At 68.5% G+C, this 19653-nt stretch carries 18 protein-coding genes; 10 read left to right on the forward strand and 8 right to left on the reverse strand.

What is annotated here, in order from left to right; genetic code table 11:
* The first annotated feature begins 82 nt into the window (after window positions 1–82).
* Window positions 83–1732 carry an AMP-binding protein gene (locus SK803_RS36840; protein WP_319970815.1) on the forward strand — a complete coding sequence of 550 codons (1650 nt, stop codon included), beginning with the start codon at window positions 83–85 and terminating at the stop codon, window positions 1730–1732.
* Between the two features lie 170 nt (window positions 1733–1902).
* Here SK803_RS36840 and SK803_RS36845 read toward each other — a convergent pair whose 3' ends face one another.
* Entirely contained in the window at window positions 1903–2397 is a 495-nt protein-coding gene (locus SK803_RS36845; RefSeq protein WP_319970816.1) for a hypothetical protein, read from the reverse strand.
* Between the two features lie 70 nt (window positions 2398–2467).
* Entirely contained in the window at window positions 2468–2776 is a 309-nt protein-coding gene (locus SK803_RS36850) for a hypothetical protein (protein WP_319970817.1), read from the reverse strand.
* A 113-nt stretch (window positions 2777–2889) separates the two neighbouring features.
* Between SK803_RS36850 and SK803_RS36855 the strand changes: the two genes are divergently transcribed.
* The 9 genes from SK803_RS36855 to SK803_RS36895 all read left to right on the forward strand — a co-directional run bounded on the left by SK803_RS36855 (window position 2890) and on the right by SK803_RS36895 (window position 11156).
* Window positions 2890–3381, forward strand: coding sequence for a GNAT family N-acetyltransferase (locus SK803_RS36855; RefSeq protein WP_319970818.1), 492 nt, complete (start codon window positions 2890–2892; stop codon window positions 3379–3381).
* Between the two features lie 33 nt (window positions 3382–3414).
* Window positions 3415–5430 (forward strand): threonine--tRNA ligase, encoded by a 2016-nt coding sequence (gene thrS, locus SK803_RS36860; protein WP_319970819.1) that lies wholly within the window; start codon window positions 3415–3417, stop codon window positions 5428–5430.
* On the forward strand, window positions 5427–5975 hold the full coding sequence (locus SK803_RS36865; protein WP_319970820.1) for an HIT family protein: 549 nt from the start codon (window positions 5427–5429) through the stop codon (window positions 5973–5975). Before thrS ends, SK803_RS36865 begins: the two co-directional genes overlap by 4 nt.
* Window positions 5976–6046: 71 nt before the next feature.
* A complete protein-coding gene (locus SK803_RS36870) occupies window positions 6047–6226 on the forward strand; it encodes a hypothetical protein (protein ID WP_319970821.1) in 180 nt (59 codons plus the stop codon).
* A 291-nt stretch (window positions 6227–6517) separates the two neighbouring features.
* Entirely contained in the window at window positions 6518–7357 is an 840-nt protein-coding gene (locus SK803_RS36875; protein ID WP_319970822.1) for a helix-turn-helix domain-containing protein, read from the forward strand.
* A gap of 207 nt (window positions 7358–7564) precedes the next feature.
* The gene (gene pgsA, locus SK803_RS36880) at window positions 7565–8167 is read left to right on the forward strand and encodes a phosphatidylinositol phosphate synthase (RefSeq protein ID WP_319970823.1); all 603 of its coding nucleotides are present in this window, start codon (window positions 7565–7567) and stop codon (window positions 8165–8167) included.
* Complete coding sequence (locus SK803_RS36885; RefSeq protein WP_319970824.1) at window positions 8164–9066, forward strand: phosphatidylinositol mannoside acyltransferase; 903 nt, start codon at window positions 8164–8166, stop codon at window positions 9064–9066. Before pgsA ends, SK803_RS36885 begins: the two co-directional genes overlap by 4 nt.
* Before the next feature lie 30 nt (window positions 9067–9096).
* Window positions 9097–10209, forward strand: a complete 1113-nt coding sequence (locus tag SK803_RS36890) for a glycosyltransferase family 4 protein (RefSeq protein ID WP_319970825.1) — start codon at window positions 9097–9099, stop codon at window positions 10207–10209.
* A complete protein-coding gene (locus tag SK803_RS36895) occupies window positions 10206–11156 on the forward strand; it encodes an NUDIX hydrolase (protein ID WP_319970826.1) in 951 nt (316 codons plus the stop codon). The genes SK803_RS36890 and SK803_RS36895 overlap by 4 nt, the downstream gene beginning before the upstream one ends.
* Window positions 11157–11158: 2 nt before the next feature.
* Here SK803_RS36895 and SK803_RS36900 read toward each other — a convergent pair whose 3' ends face one another.
* The 6 genes from SK803_RS36900 to SK803_RS36925 form a co-directional block, all read right to left on the reverse strand.
* Window positions 11159–13282, reverse strand: coding sequence for a tetratricopeptide repeat protein (locus tag SK803_RS36900; RefSeq protein WP_319970827.1), 2124 nt, complete (start codon window positions 13280–13282; stop codon window positions 11159–11161).
* 74 nt (window positions 13283–13356) lie between these two features.
* Window positions 13357–14574 carry a DUF4241 domain-containing protein gene (locus tag SK803_RS36905; RefSeq protein WP_319970828.1) on the reverse strand — a complete coding sequence of 406 codons (1218 nt, stop codon included), beginning with the start codon at window positions 14572–14574 and terminating at the stop codon, window positions 13357–13359.
* A 41-nt stretch (window positions 14575–14615) separates the two neighbouring features.
* The gene (locus SK803_RS36910) at window positions 14616–15608 is read right to left on the reverse strand and encodes a TIGR03842 family LLM class F420-dependent oxidoreductase (RefSeq protein WP_319970829.1); all 993 of its coding nucleotides are present in this window, start codon (window positions 15606–15608) and stop codon (window positions 14616–14618) included.
* 15 nt (window positions 15609–15623) lie between these two features.
* Window positions 15624–17009, reverse strand: a complete 1386-nt coding sequence (hydA, locus tag SK803_RS36915; protein WP_319970830.1) for a dihydropyrimidinase — start codon at window positions 17007–17009, stop codon at window positions 15624–15626.
* On the reverse strand, window positions 17006–17848 hold the full coding sequence (locus tag SK803_RS36920) for a nitrilase-related carbon-nitrogen hydrolase (RefSeq protein WP_319970831.1): 843 nt from the start codon (window positions 17846–17848) through the stop codon (window positions 17006–17008). The genes hydA and SK803_RS36920 overlap by 4 nt, the downstream gene beginning before the upstream one ends.
* The gene (locus SK803_RS36925) at window positions 17845–19362 is read right to left on the reverse strand and encodes an NCS1 family nucleobase:cation symporter-1 (RefSeq protein ID WP_319970832.1); all 1518 of its coding nucleotides are present in this window, start codon (window positions 19360–19362) and stop codon (window positions 17845–17847) included. The genes SK803_RS36920 and SK803_RS36925 overlap by 4 nt, the downstream gene beginning before the upstream one ends.
* Window positions 19363–19653: the final 291 nt, after the last annotated feature.

Raw genomic sequence — 19653 nt, forward strand, 5'->3', positions numbered from 1 at the left:
CGCATGGAACAACACTTGGCGTGAGCCTTGCGGACAGTTACCGTCCGAATACCTCGGGGACTTGCAGCGCGAGGAGCTGTTGATGCCAAGGTTGCGCAAGGTGTTTCGCGACGCCATGGGCCGGGTGCACTCACTCCGTGTCTTGTCCGCCGCGGGCATGGTCAGTCTCACGAACTTCAAGATGTCCATGCAGGCGTTGAAAGAGGTCAAGGTCTGGGGACCGAACGTCACAGCACTGCGCCGGTCCGTCCTGCTGAACCCGGACGGCGTCGCGATCGTCGACGAACGCGGCTCGGTGACCTACCGGCAGCTCGACCGGCGTTCCAACGCGATCGCACAGGGTCTGCGCTCGCTGGGGGTGCAGCACACCCACATCGTCGCGCTGATGTGCCGCAACCACCGCGGGATGGTCGAGTCGCTGCTGGCGTGCGCGAAGCTCGGCGTGCGCGTGCTGTTGGTGAACACGGGATTCGCCGCGCCGGTCGTTCTGGATCTCCTGCAACGTGAACGCGCGTCCCTCGTCATTCACGACGAGGAGTTCACCCCGCTGTTCCACCAGCTGCCGCCGTCGATCCCGCGCTGGCTCGCGTGGTCGCGCGACGGACTCGACCGCCGCACGCCGACGCTGGACCAGTTGGTGGCCAAGGCGCCGCGCGGCGAGCTGGAGCCGCCGCGCGAACCGGGCGTGGTCATCCAGCTGACTTCCGGAACGACCGGCGTACCGAAGGGCACGGCCCGCGAGATCAAGTCGGTGCTGACGGCGTCCGACTTCCTCGACCGCATCCCGATGCGCTCCAACGAATCGACGTTCATCGCCGCGCCGATCTTCCACTCGGTCGGCTACTCGCACCTGACGCTCGCCATGTCGCTGGGCTCGCGCGCGGTGCTGCAACGCCGGTTCGACCCGCGCAAGACGCTGTGGTCGGTGCAGGGCCAGCGCTGCACGACGATCGTGATGGTGCCGACGATGCTGCAACGGATCATGGAGCTGGACCGGTCCGTGATCGACTCGTTCGACCTGAGCCACCTGCGCGTCGTGTTCTGCTCCGGTTCCGTGATCGCGACGGATCTCGTGCAGCGCACCCAGGCCGTGCTGGGACCGGTGCTCTACAACCTCTACGGCTCAACGGAGGTCGCGGTCGCCACCGTGGCCACGCCGGAGGACCTGGAGGCCTCGCCGTCGAGTGTCGGCATGCCACCGCACAACTGCATCGTCCGGATCTACGACAAGGACGGGAACCGGATCACCCGGTCGTTCGTGACGGGCCGGATCTTCGTGCGCGGCTCGCTGACCGTCGACGAGTACACCGACGGCTCGCAGAAGGAACGCATCGACGGCCTCGTCGCGACCGGCGACCTGGGCCACTTCGACCCGAGCGGCCGGCTGTACTTCGACGGCCGCGAGGACGACATGATCGTGTCCGGCGGCGAGAACGTGTACCCGGTCGAGGTGGAGAACCTGCTCATGACGCACTACCGGGTGCGTGACGCGGCGGTGCTCGGCGTGCCGGATCCCGAGTACGGGCAACGGTTGCGCGCGTTCGTGGTGCCGGTCGCGGGCGCCCGGATCGACGTGTGGGAGCTGCGCGAGTTCGTGCGGACCCGGCTCGCGCGGCACAAGGTCCCGCGCGAGGTCGTCGTCGTGCCGAAGCTGCCGCGCAACGCGACCGGGAAGGTGCTGCGGCGCCAGCTGCTGGCGATCCGGCTCGGGCCGCAGCCGCACTCCAACTAGGACAACACGAAAACCAGGACAACACGAACCTGGGCATCACGACGGAACGCACGCCACCGCAGAACGAGGGGGACTAATCCAGCGGTGGCGCGCGTTCCTGTTCTTGGGGAGCGCGCGACTCACGTCGTCGGGGACTCGGGCAGAAACGTGAGTCGCGCGCTCGGTCGGGGTTACCGCTCGAAGCGGTCGCCGCCGCGGCCCTCACCGAACGGGCCGCGCTGCTCGAACCTGTCGCCACCGCGGTCAGGACCGCGGTCGCCGCGCTCGTACATCCGGACGTGGCCGGGGCCGCCGCCGCGGTGGTCGCCGCGGTTGGCCGCGATCGCTCCCACGATGCCGCCGCCGAGGACGAGACCGAGGAGTCCCACGGCCACCAGCTGGGTGGCGCGGTGCCCCGCGAAACGCCTCGCGCGGCCGCGGCCGACGGGGACCGGGGCGGGCGGGATCGGCGCCGCCGGCGTCTCGGCCGCCGGTGCCGCGGGTGGTGGTTCTGCCGCCGTCGCCGCCGGTTGCTCCGGGGCGGGCTGCTGGCCGGGCGTGGCCGCGGCGTCGGCCGGCAGCGGGGTGGTGGCCTGGTCCGGTGCGGGCTGGCCCGCCCGCGGTTCGTTCTGTGCCCGATCCTGTGACGGCTCCCGCGGTGGAGGCGTCTGTCCCTGCTCGCTCATGTCCTCAACGATGCGCCGTTCGGCTGAGCTGAGCCTGACAGCCGCCTGTTCGTTTCCTGAAGCCGGTGGATCAGGCCGTGCAGACGCCGTGGCGCAGCGATTCCGGCAGGTCAGCGCCTCGCGCGGAGTTGATCACGGGCCGGGAGCCGACGAAGACGTGCCGCTGGTCGGCGTAGGTCGCACCGAAAAGCTCAGGATCGAGAACACCGGACCACACGAAGTGCAGCGTCGTGCGGGTGCCGTCGCGGGCGTCGCGCCGTGCGTAGTGGTCACGCAGGTCGACGTACAGCAGGCGCAACTCGCCCCGGTTGGACTCAGTGAGGTGAACCGGGCATTCAACGACCTGGTCGTGCATGTCGGTGCTCCATTCAGCGGTCACGGCACCCAGAGTGCTCGCCCGGCCCATCGAGACGCATCCGAAAAACCACTCAGAAGCGTCTACGTATGTGCCGCGAGCGGAAACCGCTTGCTCCCGCGCGGTTCGATGGAGGCATGGAACTCGTACCCCTCCGACCGGAGTTCGCCCCGCAGATGCTCGCAGGTGGCCCGAAGAACGACGAGGTCAACCGGTTCACGGGCACGCACGGGACCTTCACGCTGGCGGACTACGAGGCCTACATCGAGCGGACGCTCAACGACCCGAACCGCTACACCCGTGCCATCACCGAGGACGGCCGGTTCCTCGGCGAGGTCGTGCTGACCATCAACGAGCACAACCGGTCGGCGGGCCTGCGGATCGCGTTGTGGGACGGGTTCGGCAGGGGCTACGGCACCATCGCGATCCGGCACGTCCTGGACCACGCGTTCGGCGAGCGGAACCTGCACCGGGTCGACCTGGAGGTGTACGAGTTCAACGACCGGGCGATCCACGTGTACGAGAAGCTCGGCTTCCGCGAGGAGGGCCGGTTGAGGGACGCCCTGCTCTGGGACGGGGAGTTCTACGACGCCATCGTCATGTCCATCTTGAGCACCGATAACATCTGATCCGCAATCACAAACTTCCAGCTAGGAGTCACCGTGTCCGAGTCGAGCCCAGCAGTCGCCCAGAACCCGCCCCGCGTGGTGGTTCCGGCGGGGACTACGGCGGGCACGGCCGTGCGCGAGGCCGGTCTCCCCGGCAAGGGCTCCGACGCGATCGTGGTCGTGAAGGACGCCGAGGGCCACCTGCGCGACCTGTCGTGGATCCCGCGGGTCGAGGTCGAGGTCGAGGCAATCGCGGCCGACACCGAGGACGGCCGCAGCGTCATCCGCCACTCCGCCGCGCACGTGCTGGCGCAGGCGGTGCAGCAGCAGTTCCCCGAGGCCAAGCTCGGCATCGGCCCGCCGGTGAAGGACGGTTTCTACTACGACTTCCAGGTCGAGAAGCCGTTCACGCCAGAGGACCTGCAGGCGCTGGAGAAGCGCATGAAGCAGATCATCAAGTCCTCGCAGCGGTTCTCCCGCCGGGTCGTCGAGTCGATCGACTCCGCGAAGTCCGAGCTGGCCTCCGAGCCGTTCAAGCTGGAGCTCGTCGACATCAAGAGCGACGTGGACACCAGCGAGATCATGGAGGTCGGCGGCGGCGAGCTGACGATCTACGACAACCTCGACCCGCGCACCGGTGAGCAGGTGTGGGGCGACCTGTGCCGCGGCCCGCACGTGCCGACCACCAAGCACATCCCGGCGTTCAAGCTGACCCGCGTCGCGGCGGCGTACTGGCGCGGCAACGAGAACAACCCGCAGCTGCAGCGCATCTACGGCACCGCGTGGGAGTCGCAGGAGGCCCTCGACGCGTACCTGGAGCGCATCGCCGAGGCCGAGCGTCGCGACCACCGCAAGCTGGGCGTCGAGCTGGACCTCTTCAGCTTCCCGGACGAGCTGGGCTCCGGCCTGGCCGTGTTCCACCCCAAGGGCGGCATCATCCGGCGTGAGCTGGAGACCTACGCGCGCGTCCGGCACGAGGAGTCCGGCTACGAGTTCGTGAACACCCCGCACATCAGCAAGAGCGGGCTGTTCCACACCTCCGGCCACCTGCCGTACTACGCGGACACGATGTTCCCGCCCATCGAGTTCGAGGGCGAGGACTACTACCTCAAGGCCATGAACTGCCCGATGCACAACCTGATCTTCAGGTCGCGCGGGCGTTCGTACCGCGAGCTGCCGTTGCGGCTGTTCGAGTTCGGCACGGTCTACCGGTACGAGAAGTCCGGCGTCGTGCACGGCCTCACCCGCGTGCGCGGCCTGACCATGGACGACTCGCACATCTACTGCACCAAGGAGCAGATGCCGGGTGAGCTGCGGTCGCTGCTCAAGTTCGTGCTGGACCTGCTCGCCGACTACGGCCTGAGCGACTTCTACCTGGAGCTCTCCACCCGCGACGACTCGCCGAAGTTCATCGGCGACCCGGCGGAGTGGGAGGAGGCGACCGAGACGCTGCGCCAGGCCGCGGTCGACTCCGGCCTGGAGCTGGTCCCGGACCCCGGTGGCGCCGCGTACTACGGGCCGAAGATCTCCGTGCAGGCGAAGGACGCCATCGGCCGCTCGTGGCAGATGTCGACCATCCAGCTGGACTTCAACCAGCCCAAGCGGTTCGAGCTCGAGTACACCGCGCCGGACGGCTCGCGCCAGCAGCCGATCATGATCCACCGTGCGCTGTTCGGCTCGATCGAGCGGTTCTTCGGCGTGCTGACCGAGCACTACGCGGGCGCGTTCCCGGCGTGGCTCGCCCCGGTGCAGGTCGTCGGCATCCCGGTGACCTCGGAGAACGCGGATCACCTGTTCGCGGTGCGCGAGGTGCTGAAGAAGGCGGGCATCCGGGTCGAGATCGACGCGTCCGACGACCGCATGCAGAAGAAGATCCGCACCCACACCATGCAGAAGGTGCCGTTCATGCTCCTGGCCGGCGCCAAGGACGTGGAGGCGAACGCGGTGTCGTTCCGGTTCCGCGACGGCACGCAGATCAACGGCGTGCCGGTGGAACGGGCCGTGGAGCAGATCGTCGAGTGGGTCGGTCGTCGCGAGAACTCCTCGCCCACGGCGGAACTGCTCTCGTGACGTCCGAGTTCTCGGAACAGGACGGTGTCGGGGTCCACGACGCTTTGCAGCGTTTGTGGACTCCGCACCGCATGTCCTATGTAAAGGGCGAGGGCAAGGCGGACGGCGACGAACCTTCCGGCTGCCCGTTCTGCCGTGTTGTCGAGTTGGACGACTCGGACGGGCTGATCATCGCTCGCGGCGCCGAGGTCTTCGCTGTTTTGAACCTCTACCCGTACAACCCCGGTCATCTGATGGTGCTGCCGTATCGGCACGTGCCGGACTACACGGACCTGACTCTCTCGGAGACCGCGGAGTTCGCCGCGTTCACGCAGAAGGCGATGCGGGTGGCGCGGCACGTGGCGGCGCCGCACGGGTTCAACGTCGGCATGAACCAGGGTGTCGTGGCGGGCGCCGGGATTGCCGCGCACCTGCACCAGCACGTCGTGCCGCGGTGGGGCGGGGACGCGAACTTCATGCCGGTCATCGGGCACACCAAAGTGCTGCCGCAGCTGCTGGGGGAGACCCGTCAGCTGCTGGCCGACGGCTGGAAGGCCGTCAGCTGAGCCGATCCGCGTTGATCGACTGACGCTCGCTATCTGTTGACTTTCGATAGATGGCAAGTGATAGTCGATCTATGCCTCGACTGCTGCTTCCTCTGGTCTGCTGTGTCCTCGTGGTGGCGCTGGGCGTCGGCGCGATCATGTACGCCGATGCCGACGACGCGCCGGGACTCGGGCTCATCGGCTTCTTGCTCATCTTCGGCGCCATCGGGTTCGGTGTGCGTGCGGTATTGCGCGGACGTAAGTCTGTTTGACTAAACGCAGCGTTTAGCCAGTGGTGTGATTGAAATCCGTACCAATTCCTGGACAAAAGAGTGACAAAAGCCACGCCTGGTTGTCCGGGTAGGACAATCCGGCCAGTTTCCACGTCACAGGGAATGGCAGGGTTACAACTTTCGGGTGTTTCTGGTCAACCGATCGAGACGTAACGCGAGCACAAAACGATTCCAGGTGCGTGAGATCACCCACCTGGAGGTGTCAACTGCGAGTCAAGTCCCCGCCGATGGCCGATCGTCTCAACGTGTGCAGATGGTTACGGTGCGAACATGACCGCACCTGAGCGTTCGCGATTAGCGAGAGAACGGCTTTCGCGTGAGTTACGCCGGTTGCGCACCGAGGCGAAGATGACCGGCACGGCCACCGCCCGTGCCACCGGGATGAGCCAGTCCAAGCTGTCGAAGATCGAGAACGGCATGCTGCTCCCGTCCGTCACCGACGTGGAGCGTCTCGTAGCGGAACTCTCCGCGACGAGAGAGACGCGCATCGAACTGGTCGAACTCGCCAGGTCGCTGCACGCGGAGGCGGAAACCCGCCGCGTCGTGCTGCACCGAGGGGCGCACCGCCACCAGCAGACGATCAGCCGCGTGGAGGCGCGGGCGGCGACGTCGAGGTTCTTCCAGGTCAACCTGGTTCCCGCGTTGTTGCAGTCCGAGTCCTACCTGCGGGTGGTGCTGGGGACGATGCCGCAGTCGGAGCAGGAGGCCGCGGTGGCCGCCCTGCGCATCCGGCGATCCCGGATGGACGACTTGGCCAAGCAGTTCGTGTTCTTGCTCTCGGAGAGCGCGCTGCGCTGGCGAATGGGTTCGGCGGACCTGATGGCGGAACAGGTGGAACACCTGGCCGCGATTCAGCGCCGCCCGAACGTGCGCCTCGGCGTTGTGCCGTGGTCGGCCGACGCGAACGTCGTCGCCCTGCACGGTTTCCACATCTACGACGAGCGCGTTGTCACGGTCAGCGTGCTGACCGGCAACGCCACCATCACCGATCCGCTCGACGTGCGGGAGTACCTCGCGTTGTTCGGTCGGCTGGAGAGGCTGGCGGTGAGGGGAGAGGAGTTGCAGGCGTTGCTGAAACGCATCGCCGAGGACCACCGCCGGCTCGGTTAGAGAGGGTTCGCTCGCGGGTGCTGTCAATCACCGGACAGTGCTCGCCGGCCAGCTTCTCGGCTTTGGGGGATGTCTCAGGGGGCTCGCGCGGTTCGGCGGACACGTCGCCGCGCCTGTTTCTCACCCGGCCTTCTTCCGCAAGGCACGGAGCTCGCCCCTCACCCGCGAGCAGCGCGTTTCAGCAGTCCAGCTAGGCTGCGACACGCCATGCTGAACATCTTTGCCCGCGCGTCCGTCTCGCGCGTCACCGATCCGATCGGGGCGTGGCTGCTGGCGCGTGGCCTCACGCCCAACACCGTCACGGTGGTCGGCACGATCGGTGCCGTCGCCAGCGCGCTGTGGTTCATCCCCCGCGGGCAGCTGTTCCTCGGCTGCGCGCTGGTGACGTTCTTCGTGCTGCTCGACCTGATCGACGGGGCCATGGCCCGCGCGCAGGGGCCCACGAGGTTCGGTGCCGTGCTCGACGCCACCTGCGACCGCATCGCGGACGGGGCGCTGTTCGCCGCGCTCACCTGGTACGCGTTCGACACCGGCAACCGCTGGACCGCCGCCGCCGGGTTCATCTGCCTGGTCGCCTCACAGGTCATCTCGTACGTGAAGGCGCGCGCCGAGGCGTCCGGGCTGAGCGCGGACGGTGGTCTGGCCGAGCGGGCGGAGCGGTTCATCGTCGCCCTGGTCGGGGCCGGCGTGCAGGGGCTGGGCGTGCCGTACCTGATGGACATCTCGTTGTGGCTGCTCGCGGTCATGACCGTGGCGACGGTGCTGCAGCGGATCTTCGCCGTGGCGAAGTCGGCGCGGGAGGCCGCGTGAACCTCGCGACCCTCGGATACACGGCCGGGTGGCGGCTGATCCGGCTGCTGCCGCAGTCGTGGGCCCGTGCGCTGTTCCAGGCCGGTGCCGACTACGCGGCGAAGCGCAAGGGCGCGAGCGTCGAGCAGTTGCGCACGAACCTGCGCCGAGTCGTGCCGCAGGCGGGCGAGGAAGAGCTCGACGAACTCGTGCGCGATTCGCTGCGGTCGTACGCGCGTTATTGGTGCGAGGCGTTCCGGCTGCCGTCGATGGACCTTCGCGCCGCCTACGAGAAGTGCGATTCGCAGGTGTCCGGCGTCGAGAACCTCGACGCGGCGCTGCAAGAAGGCACGGGCGCGGTCGTCGCCCTTCCACACAGCGGCAACTGGGACATGGCGGGTGTCTGGCTGGTCGGGCACTCCGGCACGTTCACGACCGTCGCCGAGCGGTTGAAGCCCGAGTCGCTGTACCGCAAGTTCGTGGAGTTCCGCGAGACCCTCGGGTTCGAGGTGCTGCCGCTCAACGGCGGCGAGCGTCCACCCGCGACGGTGCTCGCCGAACGCCTGCGGGCCAACAAGGTCGTGTGCCTGCTCGCCGACCGCGACCTGACGTCGTCCGGCGTGCCCGTGACGTTCTTCGGCGAACAGACGCTGATGCCCGCCGGTCCCGCACACCTGGCCGCCACGACGGGAGCCGCGCTGCTCCCGGTCGGCTGCTGGTTCACCGAGGACGGCTGGCACTTCCGCATCCACCCGCCGATCAAGGTCAGCACGGTGCAGGCCGCCACCCAGGCCGTCGCGGACGTGTTCGCCGCCGACATCGCCGCCCACCCGGCGGACTGGCACATGCTGCAGCAGCTCTGGCTCGCCGACCTGCCGGAGAGCCGGCGTGCCGCGCTCGCCAGGAGGCTCTCGCGGTGAAGGTCGTGGTCGGGTGAAGGTCGTGGCCAGGTGAAGATCGGTATCGTCTGCCCGTACTCCTTGGACGTGCCGGGGGGCGTGCAGGCCCACGTCGTCGACCTCGCGCGCGCACTCATCGGTCTCGGGCACTCGGTGAACGTCCTCGCTCCCGCCGACGACGACCAGAAACTGCCGGACTTCGTCACCTCCGCCGGCCGCGCGGTCGGCATCCCGTACAACGGATCGGTGGCGCGGCTGAGCTTCGGCCCCGTCTCGTACGCGCGGGTCCGCCGCTGGATCGACGACCACGAGTTCGACGTCCTGCACCTGCACGAGCCCACGGCGCCGTCGCTGTCGTTCCTGGCGCTGGTGGTCGCCGACGGCCCGATCGTCGCCACCTTCCACACCTCGACGCCGCGGTCCAAGATGCTGTCGGCCTTCCAGGGCGTGCTGCAGCCGTTCCTGGAGAAGGTCACCGCCCGCATCGCCGTGTCGGCGCTGGCCCGGCGCGTCCAGGTCGAGCACCTCGGCGGGGACGCGGTGGAGATCCCGAACGGCGTCGACGTCGACTTCTTCGCCTCGGCGTCCACTTTGGACGGCTACCCGCGACCGGGCGGCACCATCGGGTTCGTCGGCCGCTACGACGAGCCGCGCAAGGGCATGCCGTTGCTGTGGGAGGCGTTCGGGCTGATCGCGGAGGAGTTCCCGGACCTGCGCCTGCTGGTCGTGGGCCGCGGTGAGACGGCGTTCGACGGGCCGTTCGCCGATCGCGTGGACCTGCTCGGCCAGGTCGACGACGTCGAGAAGGCCAGGATGCTGCGCAGCGTCGACGTCTACGTCGCCCCGAACACCGGCGGCGAGTCGTTCGGCATCATCCTCACCGAGGCCATGTCCGCCGGCACCGCCGTGGTGGCGAGCGACCTCGACGCGTTCCGCCGCGTGCTGGACGACGGCAAGGCGGGCGCGTTGTTCCCGGTCGGCGACGCCAAGGCCCTCGCCGACTCACTCCGCTCCGTGCTGCGCGACTCCGCTCTGCGCGCCGAGTACGTCGACATCGCTTCCCAGCGCGTGCAAGCCTTCGACTGGTCCGTCGTCGCGAGCCAGGTGCTGCGCGTCTACGAGACCGCCATCGCCGCCGACCCGCGCCGGGTGAGCGAGGCGTGACCACCGCGCTGATCATCGTGCTGGTCGCGCTCCTGCTGGCCGCCTGGATCCTGTCCATCGCGAACCGCCTGGACCGCCTGCACGTCCGCACCGACGCCGCCTGGGCCGCCCTGGACGCCGCGCTGGCCCGCCGCGCCGTCGTGACCCGCGCCCTGCTCGACCCCGAACTGTCCGCGGCGGCGTCCAAAGCCGAATCCGCGACCCGTGCCGAACGCGAGCTCGCCGAGAACGAACTCTCCGGCCTGCTGGGCGTGGTGGACCGTTCGACCCTGCCCCCGGCACTGGCCGCGGAACTGTCCGACGCCGAGGAACGCGTCATGCTCGCCCGCCGCGTGCACAACGACGCCGTGCGCGACACGTTGTTGCAGCGACGCCGCCGCATGGTCCGCTGGCTGCGCCTCGCCGGCACCGCGCCGCAGCCGTCGTACTTCGAGATCGCCGAGCCCGCCGCCCCGTCCGCCGCCGTGATGCTCACCCCCCGCCCGTCGGCCAGGATCGTCCTGACCGACACCGCGGGCCGCGTGTTGCTGTTCCAGGGCTTCGACCCCGCACGCCCCCAGGAACTCTTCTGGTTCACCGTCGGCGGCGGGGTCGAGGACGGCGAAGAGTTGCGCGACACGGCCGTGCGCGAGGCGTTCGAGGAGACCGGCGTGAAGCTCGCGCCGGAGCAGTTGGTCGGCCCGATCTGGCGCCGCCGCGCGGTTTTCAGCTTCGACGGCCAGACCTTCGACGCGGAGGAGTGGTTCTTCCACGCCTCCGTCGACGGTGAGCCGGCCGTCGACACCTCGGGGTTCAACGACGTCGAGGAACACAGCATCTCGGCTTACCGCTGGTGGACCGCCGAGGAGCTGGAGTCCACAGATGACACCGTGTACCCGGTGCAGCTGGCCGAACTGCTGCCCGCGCTGACCTCCGAATGGGACGGCCAGACCCGTACGGTCCGCTGACGTCAGCCCGACTGCTTCTTCAGCCAGTCCAGCCACGATCGGGTGTTCCGCGTCCGCGGGTCATCGGGCCCGTGAATCCGCATCCGGTCGGCCAGCACCTGTTCCATCTCGGCCATCGCGGCCGGATCACCGGTTTCGGCGTGGCGGCACGCCAGGCTGTACCGGGCGCTCACCGTGTGGGGGTGGTCGGGGCCGAGCACTCGCAGATCGTCCGCGATCAGCTGCTTCAACGCGGCGATGGAACCGGTGACGTCACCGGTTCTCGCCTGTGCCCAGGCGAGGCTTTGGCGGGTGATCAGCGTGTCGCCATGATCAGGTCCGTGCACCCTCAGCTCGTCGGCGAGCAGGTGCTCCAGCTCCGCGAGGGCACCGGCGAAGTCGCCTGTTTCGCTCCGCGCCTGGGCGAGCTTCTGACGAGTGGAGCGCGTGCCGGAGTGGTCAGGCCCGAGCACCCGCAGTTGATCTGCGAGCAACTGCTCGAGCACCGGAATCAGGTTTGCGGTGTCGCCGGCGTCCGCACGCCAGAAGGCGATGTTCAAGCGGATCGACAGCGTGTTGCTGTCGTCCTCGCCGCGCAGGCGAAGCTGGTCGGCGAGAAGCTCTTCGAAGGTGCTCGCCGCGCCGGTGGGGTCGCCGGCGAAGCCCTGCCAGAAGGCGGCGTTGCCGAGGAGCGCCACCATGGTGGTGTCGTGTTGTCCGCGAAACCGGGCGGCGGATTCCCGCAGCTGGTCGAAGTACGCCTTGGCGGCTGCCGGGAGCCCGCTGTCTCCCAGGCTCTGCCCGGCGCGGAACAGCACCAGATGTGTGGTCGGCCGCCACAGGTGCTCGATACCGGTTTCGGCGAGCGCCTCGGTGTTCGCGCGCAGGACCTGCCCCAGCACCGGGTCCCGTTCGATCTCCGGCCACACCTGCACCAGTGCGTCAGCGGCAGCGCGCACCACCTGTGCGGGGAGCTCCTCCGCCCCCGCTTCACGGGTGGCGCGCTGAACCAGCGCGTGCACCCTGACCTCCCGGAACTCCGAGCCGGTGTCCAGGTCGATCAGACTCAGCCGATGCAGGCACGCGAGCCCGTCGCGAGCGTCGTGCTCGTCGATCTCCCGCTGAGCGGCATCGCCGAGAAACCGCAGCATCGCCGGTGTGGTGAAGACACCGATCGGGATTCCGTTGGGGCTCAGCACACTCGCGATGTCGAGCAGCGGGCGCGCGAGTCCCTCCGGCGCCATGCCGTTGGCCTGTTCCACCGACAACGACCAGGTCGCGGCCACCGTGGTCCGGTGCTCGTCGGGCAAGCAGTCGTCGTGGGGCAGCACCTTCGTGAGCCGGCGCCCGGCGAAGAGCACGCGGTAGTGGGCGCACGAGAGCTGGTTGTCGAGCAGGTACGCGCCCGCCTGCGCCAGCGCGAGCGGCAGACAGCCCAGATCCCGCACCAGCTCGACGGCCCCGTCGAGGAGGCGGGGCTCGTCGGTCAGGACCGTGTGCAGGTAGGCGACGGCCTCAGCCTCGCTGAAGACACCGACCTCGACGAGGCGTCGCCGATGTCCGCGCAGTGCCGCGTCCCGGCGCCGGGTCGTCACCACGACCCTGCCGGTGTCCGTTGTGGGCGGCCACAGTCCGGAGAGATCGGCGGGGGACTGCAGGTCGTCCAGCACCACGAGCCAGCGGACGTCGGTGCCCGCCAACCACTCCAGGAAGCCTCGCGCGTCCTGCTCCTGCCCGGTGAGCCTCGTGGCCACGTCGGCGTAGCTGGACATGACGGCTTCCCGCGAGCCCGCGGTCACCCAGACCAGCAGCTGGACCTCTCCGGCTGCCCAGGTGCGTTCGGCGTGGTCCGCGGCCAGCTGGGTCTTGCCGACCCCGCCCAGCCCGGACAGCACGGTGGCCTGGGCGCCGTCCGACGTCAGGATCGCGGTGTGGCCGCTGTCCAGCGCGGCCGTCAGCTGCTCGCTGGTGGCGCGCTCCTGGAACGACGCCGCCCGTTGCGGCACCAGCCCGACCCTCAACGGCAGCTGGGCCGCGGGACGTGGCGCGGAGTGCTGGTGCAGGTGGACGTCGCCCTTGACGACACCGGCCTGCACGACCTGCCCCGAAACGGCCTCGGTGCGGTTGGACACGTGGTCGTGCGGCATCGAAGCATTATCGGTTCGCCGCCCGCGATTTCCGGCGAGAGCAACGCGAAGGTACCCCGGACGGAGCAGTCAGCTCAGCTCATCATCTCCTCGGCGACGGGCTCGCAGTGGCGCAGGATCAGCATGTCCGAGACGAAGCAGGCGACCTCGCCGCTCGCCGTGCGGCCGATCCAGGTCGGGTACGAGCCGTCGCCCCAGCCCGAGGCGTAGGCGACCAGAGTGGCTCCCGATCCGGGGTCGGGCACCTCGACCGCGTGGGCTCCCGTGATGTCGTCGAGCAGGGCGGCCTCGTCGTTCTCCCAGTCGAGGACGCGCTCGAACGCCTCGCGGGCGGCGGCGTCGAGGAAGCAGCCCGTGCCGGCGTCGACACCGAAGCCGTAGTACTCGTCGTGGCCGAGCAAGCGCGGGTCCAGGCCGGCCTCCAGTGCCGGTTCCCACGTCGCGACGGGCTCGGCGGACACGACGAGCTTGGCCGCTGTGACGCGGACGTGCGCGGGGTCGTCCTCGAACCGGATCAGGCCCAGTTCGACGCGGTAGTCGCCGGGCGGAACGGAGACGGTGAACGGCTTGAGGTCCTCGTTCAGGAACGAGGGCTCGGCCGCGATGACCTGGCCGCTCGGCATCCGCACCGTGCCCGCGTGCGCCACTTCGGTCACCACCTCGCGGTCCGACACCCTCCAGCGACGGCCGGGGACGAACGCGGCTTCGGCGCCGTCGGCCGCCAGGGGTGTGGAAGGACGCCACGGCGGTTCGGCGGACTCCTCGGCAGGGTCCTCCAGCACCAGGGCGATGCCGGGCGGCACCTCGGCGAACGTCGCCCAGTCGGGTAACCGCGGCACCTCGCTGAACAGTTCGGCGACGTCGACCGCGGACTGGTGGTAGAAGGCGCCGCCGCGCTTGCCCTGCGGTTCCGAGACGAACTCCGTCCAGCCGCTCGGCTGGTGCGACTTCGACGAGTGCGCCGCGCTGTCGTCGAACTCGGGCTGCTCTGGGGAGGCGTACGTCCACACGTGACTGTTCAGACGGAACAACCGGCCGTCGAGCACGCGGTACTCGACCACCTGCTCGCGTCTGCCCTCCGCGTCGACGAACCACAGGCGCGCGAAGCCCGCGGCCCAGGCGATCTCGCCGACTCTGACGACACGTCTGGATTCGATTTCCACCAAGCAGAACGCGTACTGCTCCCCGGCGCGGTCACGCTGCCGCGCGACCGCGACCGGGAGCAGACCCACGATCTTCCGCTCGACGGGATCCCACCCCTCGCAGTGCACCACTGCCAGTGAATCGGTCATGCGGAGCACGTTACGGGGAGGGTCTGACAGTTTTCGGGGTGCTAGACGGCGGGGATCACCGACGAGCCGTAGGCGTCGCGGGTCTTGTCCTTCTCGTCGTGCATCAGGTACAACGCGAAGTTGTCGACGCCGATCTCCTTGAGCTCCTGCAACCGTTCGACGTGCGCCGACTCCGGCCCGACCAGGCAGAAGCGGTCGACGATCGAGTCCGGCACGAAGTCGGTCGACCGGTTGCCCGCCTTGCCGTGGTGGGAGTAGTCGTAGCCCTCGCGGTCCTTGATGTAGTCGGTCAGGGCCTTGGGCACGGCGCCCGAATCCCCGTACCGCGCCACGAGGTCCGCGACGTGGTTGCCGACCATCCCGCCGAACCAGCGCAACTGATCCCGCTGATGGGGGAGATCAGTCCCGACGTAGGCCGGTGCCGCCACGCACGTCGTGATGGCCGACGGATCGCGCCCGGCGGCGACCGCGGCCTCGCGGACCGAGCCGATCGTCCAGCGCGCGATGTCCGGGTCTGCGGTCTGCAGGATGAAGCCGTCGGCCTGCTCGCCGACCATCTTCAGCGCCCTGGGACCGTACGCGGCCATCCAGATCTCGAGCTTTCCGTTGCGCACCCACGGAATCTGCACCGGTGTGCCGTGGTGCTCGACCTCGCGTCCCTCGGCGAGCTCCTTGATCACGTGCATCGCGTCGCCCAGGGTCGCGAGCGAGGCGGGCTTCTGGCCGATCACGCGGCGGGCCGAGTCACCCCGGCCGATGCCGCAGACCGTGCGGTTGCCGAACATGTCGTTCAGCGTCGCGAACAGCGATGCCGTCACCGACCAGTCCCGAGTGGACGGATTGGTGACCATGGGGCCGATGACCAGGTCCTTGGTCGCGGCCAGCACCTGCGAGTAGATGACGAACGGTTCCTGCCACAGCACGCAGGAGTCGAACGTCCAGCCGTAGCGGAAGCCGCAGTCCTCGGCGGCACGGAGGCCTTCCACCACGTCCCGCGCCGGCGGGTCGGTCTGCAGCACGATGCCGAAGTCCACGGATGACGCCCTTCCTCAGACGAGGTACTGGTTGAGGTCGCGGGACACGAACTGGCCGTGCCCCGTCGAGCCGTGGTAGGCGCCGTCGGCGATCACCTTGCGGCCACGCGAGAACACGGTGTCGACCTTGCCGGCGACCTCGAAGCCCTCGTAGGCCGAGTAGTCCACGGCCATGTGGTGGGTCTCGGCGGAGATCGTCTGGGTCGCGGAGGGGTCGTAGATCACGACGTCCGCGTCGGCGCCCGGTGCGATCACGCCCTTGCGGGGGTACATGCCGAACATCCGCGCCGGGGTCGTGGACACGATCTCGACCCAGCGCTCGCGGGTGATCTCGCCCTTCGCGACTCCTTGGTGCAGCAGGTCGACGCGGTGCTCGACGCCGGGCATGCCGTTGGGGATCTTGGAGAAGTCGCCGACGCCCAGCTGCTTCTGGTCCTTGAAGCAGAACGGGCAGTGGTCGGTGCTCACGACGGACAGGTCGTTGGTCCGCAGGCCGCGCCACAGCGACGACTGGTGTTCCTTGGGGCGCAACGGAGGCGAGGCGACGTACTTCGCGCCCTCGAAGCCCGGCCTGGCCAGATCCTCCAGCGACAGGTACAGGTACTGCGGGCACGTCTCGGCGAACACGTTCTGGCCCGTGTCCCGTGCCGCTGTCACCGCGTCCAGCGCCTGGGCGGCCGACAGGTGCACGATGTACAACGGGGAACCGGTCACCTTCGCCAGCTGGATGGCCCGCGAGGTGGCCTCGCCCTCCAGCTCCGGCGGCCGGGTCAGGCCGTGCTGCACCGGGTCGCCCAGGCCGTTCGCCAGCGCCTGCGCGACGAGCTGGTCGATCGCGATGCCGTTCTCCGCGTGCATCATGATCGTGGCGCCGGTCTCGCGCGCCTTCTGCATGGCGCGCAGGATCTCGCCGTCCGTGGCGTAGAAGACGCCGGGGTAGGCCATGAACATCTTGAAGCTGTTCACGCCCTGCGCGATGCAGGACTCCATCTCCTTGAGCGACTGGTCGTTCACATCGGAGATGATCATGTGGAAGCCGTAGTCGACGGCGCAGTTGCCGTCGGCCTTGGTGTGCCACTTGTCCAGAGTGGACAGCAGGCTGCTGCCCTTGGGCTGCACGGCGAAGTCGACGATCGTGGTGGTGCCGCCCCACGCCGCCGCGGTCGTGCCGGTCTCGAAGGTGTCCGCGGACTGGGTGCCGCCGAACGGCATCTCCATGTGCGTGTGCACGTCGATGCCGCCCGGGATCACGTACTTCCCCGCGGCGTCGATGACCTCGTCGGCCTGCACCTCGAACCCCGGCGTGACCAGCGCGGCGATGTGCTCGCCGTCGATCAGCACGTCGGCCGCGTGCGAGCCGGTCGCGTTGACGACCAGGCCGTTGCGGATCAGAACACTCACGGCGTCACCAGGCCCTCGTAGGTGTCGGGACGGCGGTCGCGGTAGAACGCCCACGTGTCGCGGACCTCGGTCAGCAGGTCCAGGTCGAGGTCGCGCACCACGAGCTCTTCCTCGGTGTCGGACGCGGCTTCTCCGACGAGCTGCCCGCGCGGCGACACGAAGTACGTCTGCCCGTAGAACTCGTTGTCGCCCAACGGCTCCACGCCAACGCGGTTGATCGCGCCGACGAAGTACTCGTTCGCGACGGCCGCGGCGGGCTGTTCCAGCTTCCACAGGTACTCGCTCAGCGACCTGCTGGTGGCCGAGGGGTTGAACACGATCTTCGCGCCGGCCAGGCCCAGGGCACGCCAGCCCTCGGGGAAGTGGCGTTCGTAGCAGATGTAGACGCCGATCCGGCCGACCGCCGTGTCGAACGTGGGGTAACCGAGGTTGCCGGGCTTGAAGTAGAACTTCTCCCAGAACCCCTTGACCTGTGGGATGTGGTTCTTGCGGTACTTGCCGAGGTAGGTGCCGTCCGCGTCGATCACGGCCGCGGTGTTGTAGTAGACGCCCGGCTGTTCCACCTCGTACATCGGCACGATCAGCACGATGTTGTTCTGCGCCGCGACCTCCTTCATCAGCTCCGTCGTGGGGCCGTCGGGGATCGACTCGGTGTAGGAGTAGAAGTCCGCGTCCTGCACCTGGCAGAAGTACGGGCCGTAGAAGAGCTCCTGGAGACACAACACCTGCGCGCCTTGGGAAGCGGCGTTGCGGATGTGCTCGACCGCGTTCGCGATCATCGACTCCTTGTCGCCCGTCCACTTCTGCTGGACGAGCGCCGCTCGGATGATGTTGCTCACCTGGTCTTCTCCTTTGCGGTGTTCTCCGTGTTGCCCCTGAGAGCAAAGAAAACGAGGAAACCGGCCGCGAAACCGATCACCCAGTTGTAGTCGTAGAGCGGCTTGAGGAACGGAATCAAGCCATCAGCCGGGAACGGTCCACCGTAGGCGCCACCGACCGCGAGCACGGAGCCCACGAGCGTCGCCACGACGGCACGCCAGTTCCAGCCGCCGTTGAACCAGTACGCGCCCCGCCCGTCGAGGTAGAGGTCGGCGAGCTCGAGCTCGGTCTTCTTGATCACCCAGTACCCGGCCACGAACACACCGGCCACGCTCGCCAGCAGACCGCCGTAGAACCCGAGCCACGCGAAGATGTAGATGCTCGGGTCGGAGATCAGCCGCCACGGCTGGATCAGGATGCCGACCACACCGGTGATCAGGCCGCCGATCGCGAACGTGATGCGCTTGGGGAACGCGTTCGAGAAGTCGTAGGAGGGGCTGACGACGTTCGCCGCGAGGTTCGCCGAGATGGTGGCCAGCACCAGCGACATCAGCGCGATGAGGACGAGCAGCGTGTTGTCGAACCTGGACGCCAGATCCGCCGGGTCCCAGATCGCCTCGCCGTACAGCGCCTGCGCGCCGGACGTCGTCAGGATCGCCACGATCGCGATGAACGACATGGTGGTCGGCAGACCGAGGATCTGCCCGGTCACCTGTTTCTTCTGCGAGCCGCCGAACCGCGTGAAGTCCGGCATGTTGAGGCTCAGCGTGGACCAGAACGCGATCATGCCCATCAGCGAGGGGAAGAAGACCTTCCAGAAGTCCGGACCCCAGCCGAGCGTGCTGCCCTGGTGCAGGATCGGTCCGAACCCGCCCGCCTTGACCAGCACGTAGCCCAGCAGGATGAGGAACCCGACGCTCACCAGCGGCGCCGTCCAGTTCTCGAACCGCCGGATCGCCTCCATACCGCGCCAGATCACCAGCATCTGCACGACCCAGAACCCGAAGAAGCACAACCACAACGTCCACGGCTGCCCGCCGACCACGGACGCCTTCGTCCACCCGTCACCCGCCAGCCGGCCGATGATCACGTGCAGCGCCTTGCCGCCGACCCACGTCTGGATGCCGAACCAGGCGCACGCGATGAACGCCCTGAGCAACGCGACGAGGTTGGCGCCCCGGATGCCGTAGAAAGCGCGGGCGAACACCGGGAACGGAATCCCGTACTTCGTGCCGGCGTGGCTGTTGAGCAGCATGGGGACCAGCACGATCAGGTTGCCCAGGGTGATCGTGAGGAACGCCTGGATCCAGTCCATGCCCAGCGCGATCAGGCTCGCGGCGAGCGTGTAACTGGGGATGTTGTGCGCCATGCCCATCCACAGCGCGAAGAAGTTGTACGTCGTCCACGTCCGCTGCTCGATGGGCACGGGCGCGAGCTCGGGGTTGTAGAACCGGCTGTCTTCAATGGGACCCACGTCGCTCAGTTCGACGCGGCCGTCAGGTGTGACCTGGGGCGGTGAGGACTCAACTGCCATCGTTCAACCCCCTGTTACGCTGCTGAAACAACGCGAACGCGGTCGGTTCCATCGGAGAATCCTGGGTCCGGGCTCGCGGGTCTGGCAGTGTCAGAGTGTCCACGCTTGTCATGATCCGCGCACATTGTGTTTCGCTCAGCTGCACGGGGATCTCGCGGCGAGCCGTTTTGCTCGGCGGCGCGGGCGTGCCGGGGCAGCGGGAACGTACGGCGCGCTGACCCCGCGCGGCCGCCGTCTCCTCGGCTGGACGGGCCCAGGCGGCGAGGACTACTGGGTGAACCTCACGCCGCC

The sequence above is a fragment of the Lentzea miocenica genome (assembly GCF_033949945.1).
GTDB lineage: Bacteria > Actinomycetota > Actinomycetes > Mycobacteriales > Pseudonocardiaceae > Lentzea > Lentzea miocenica.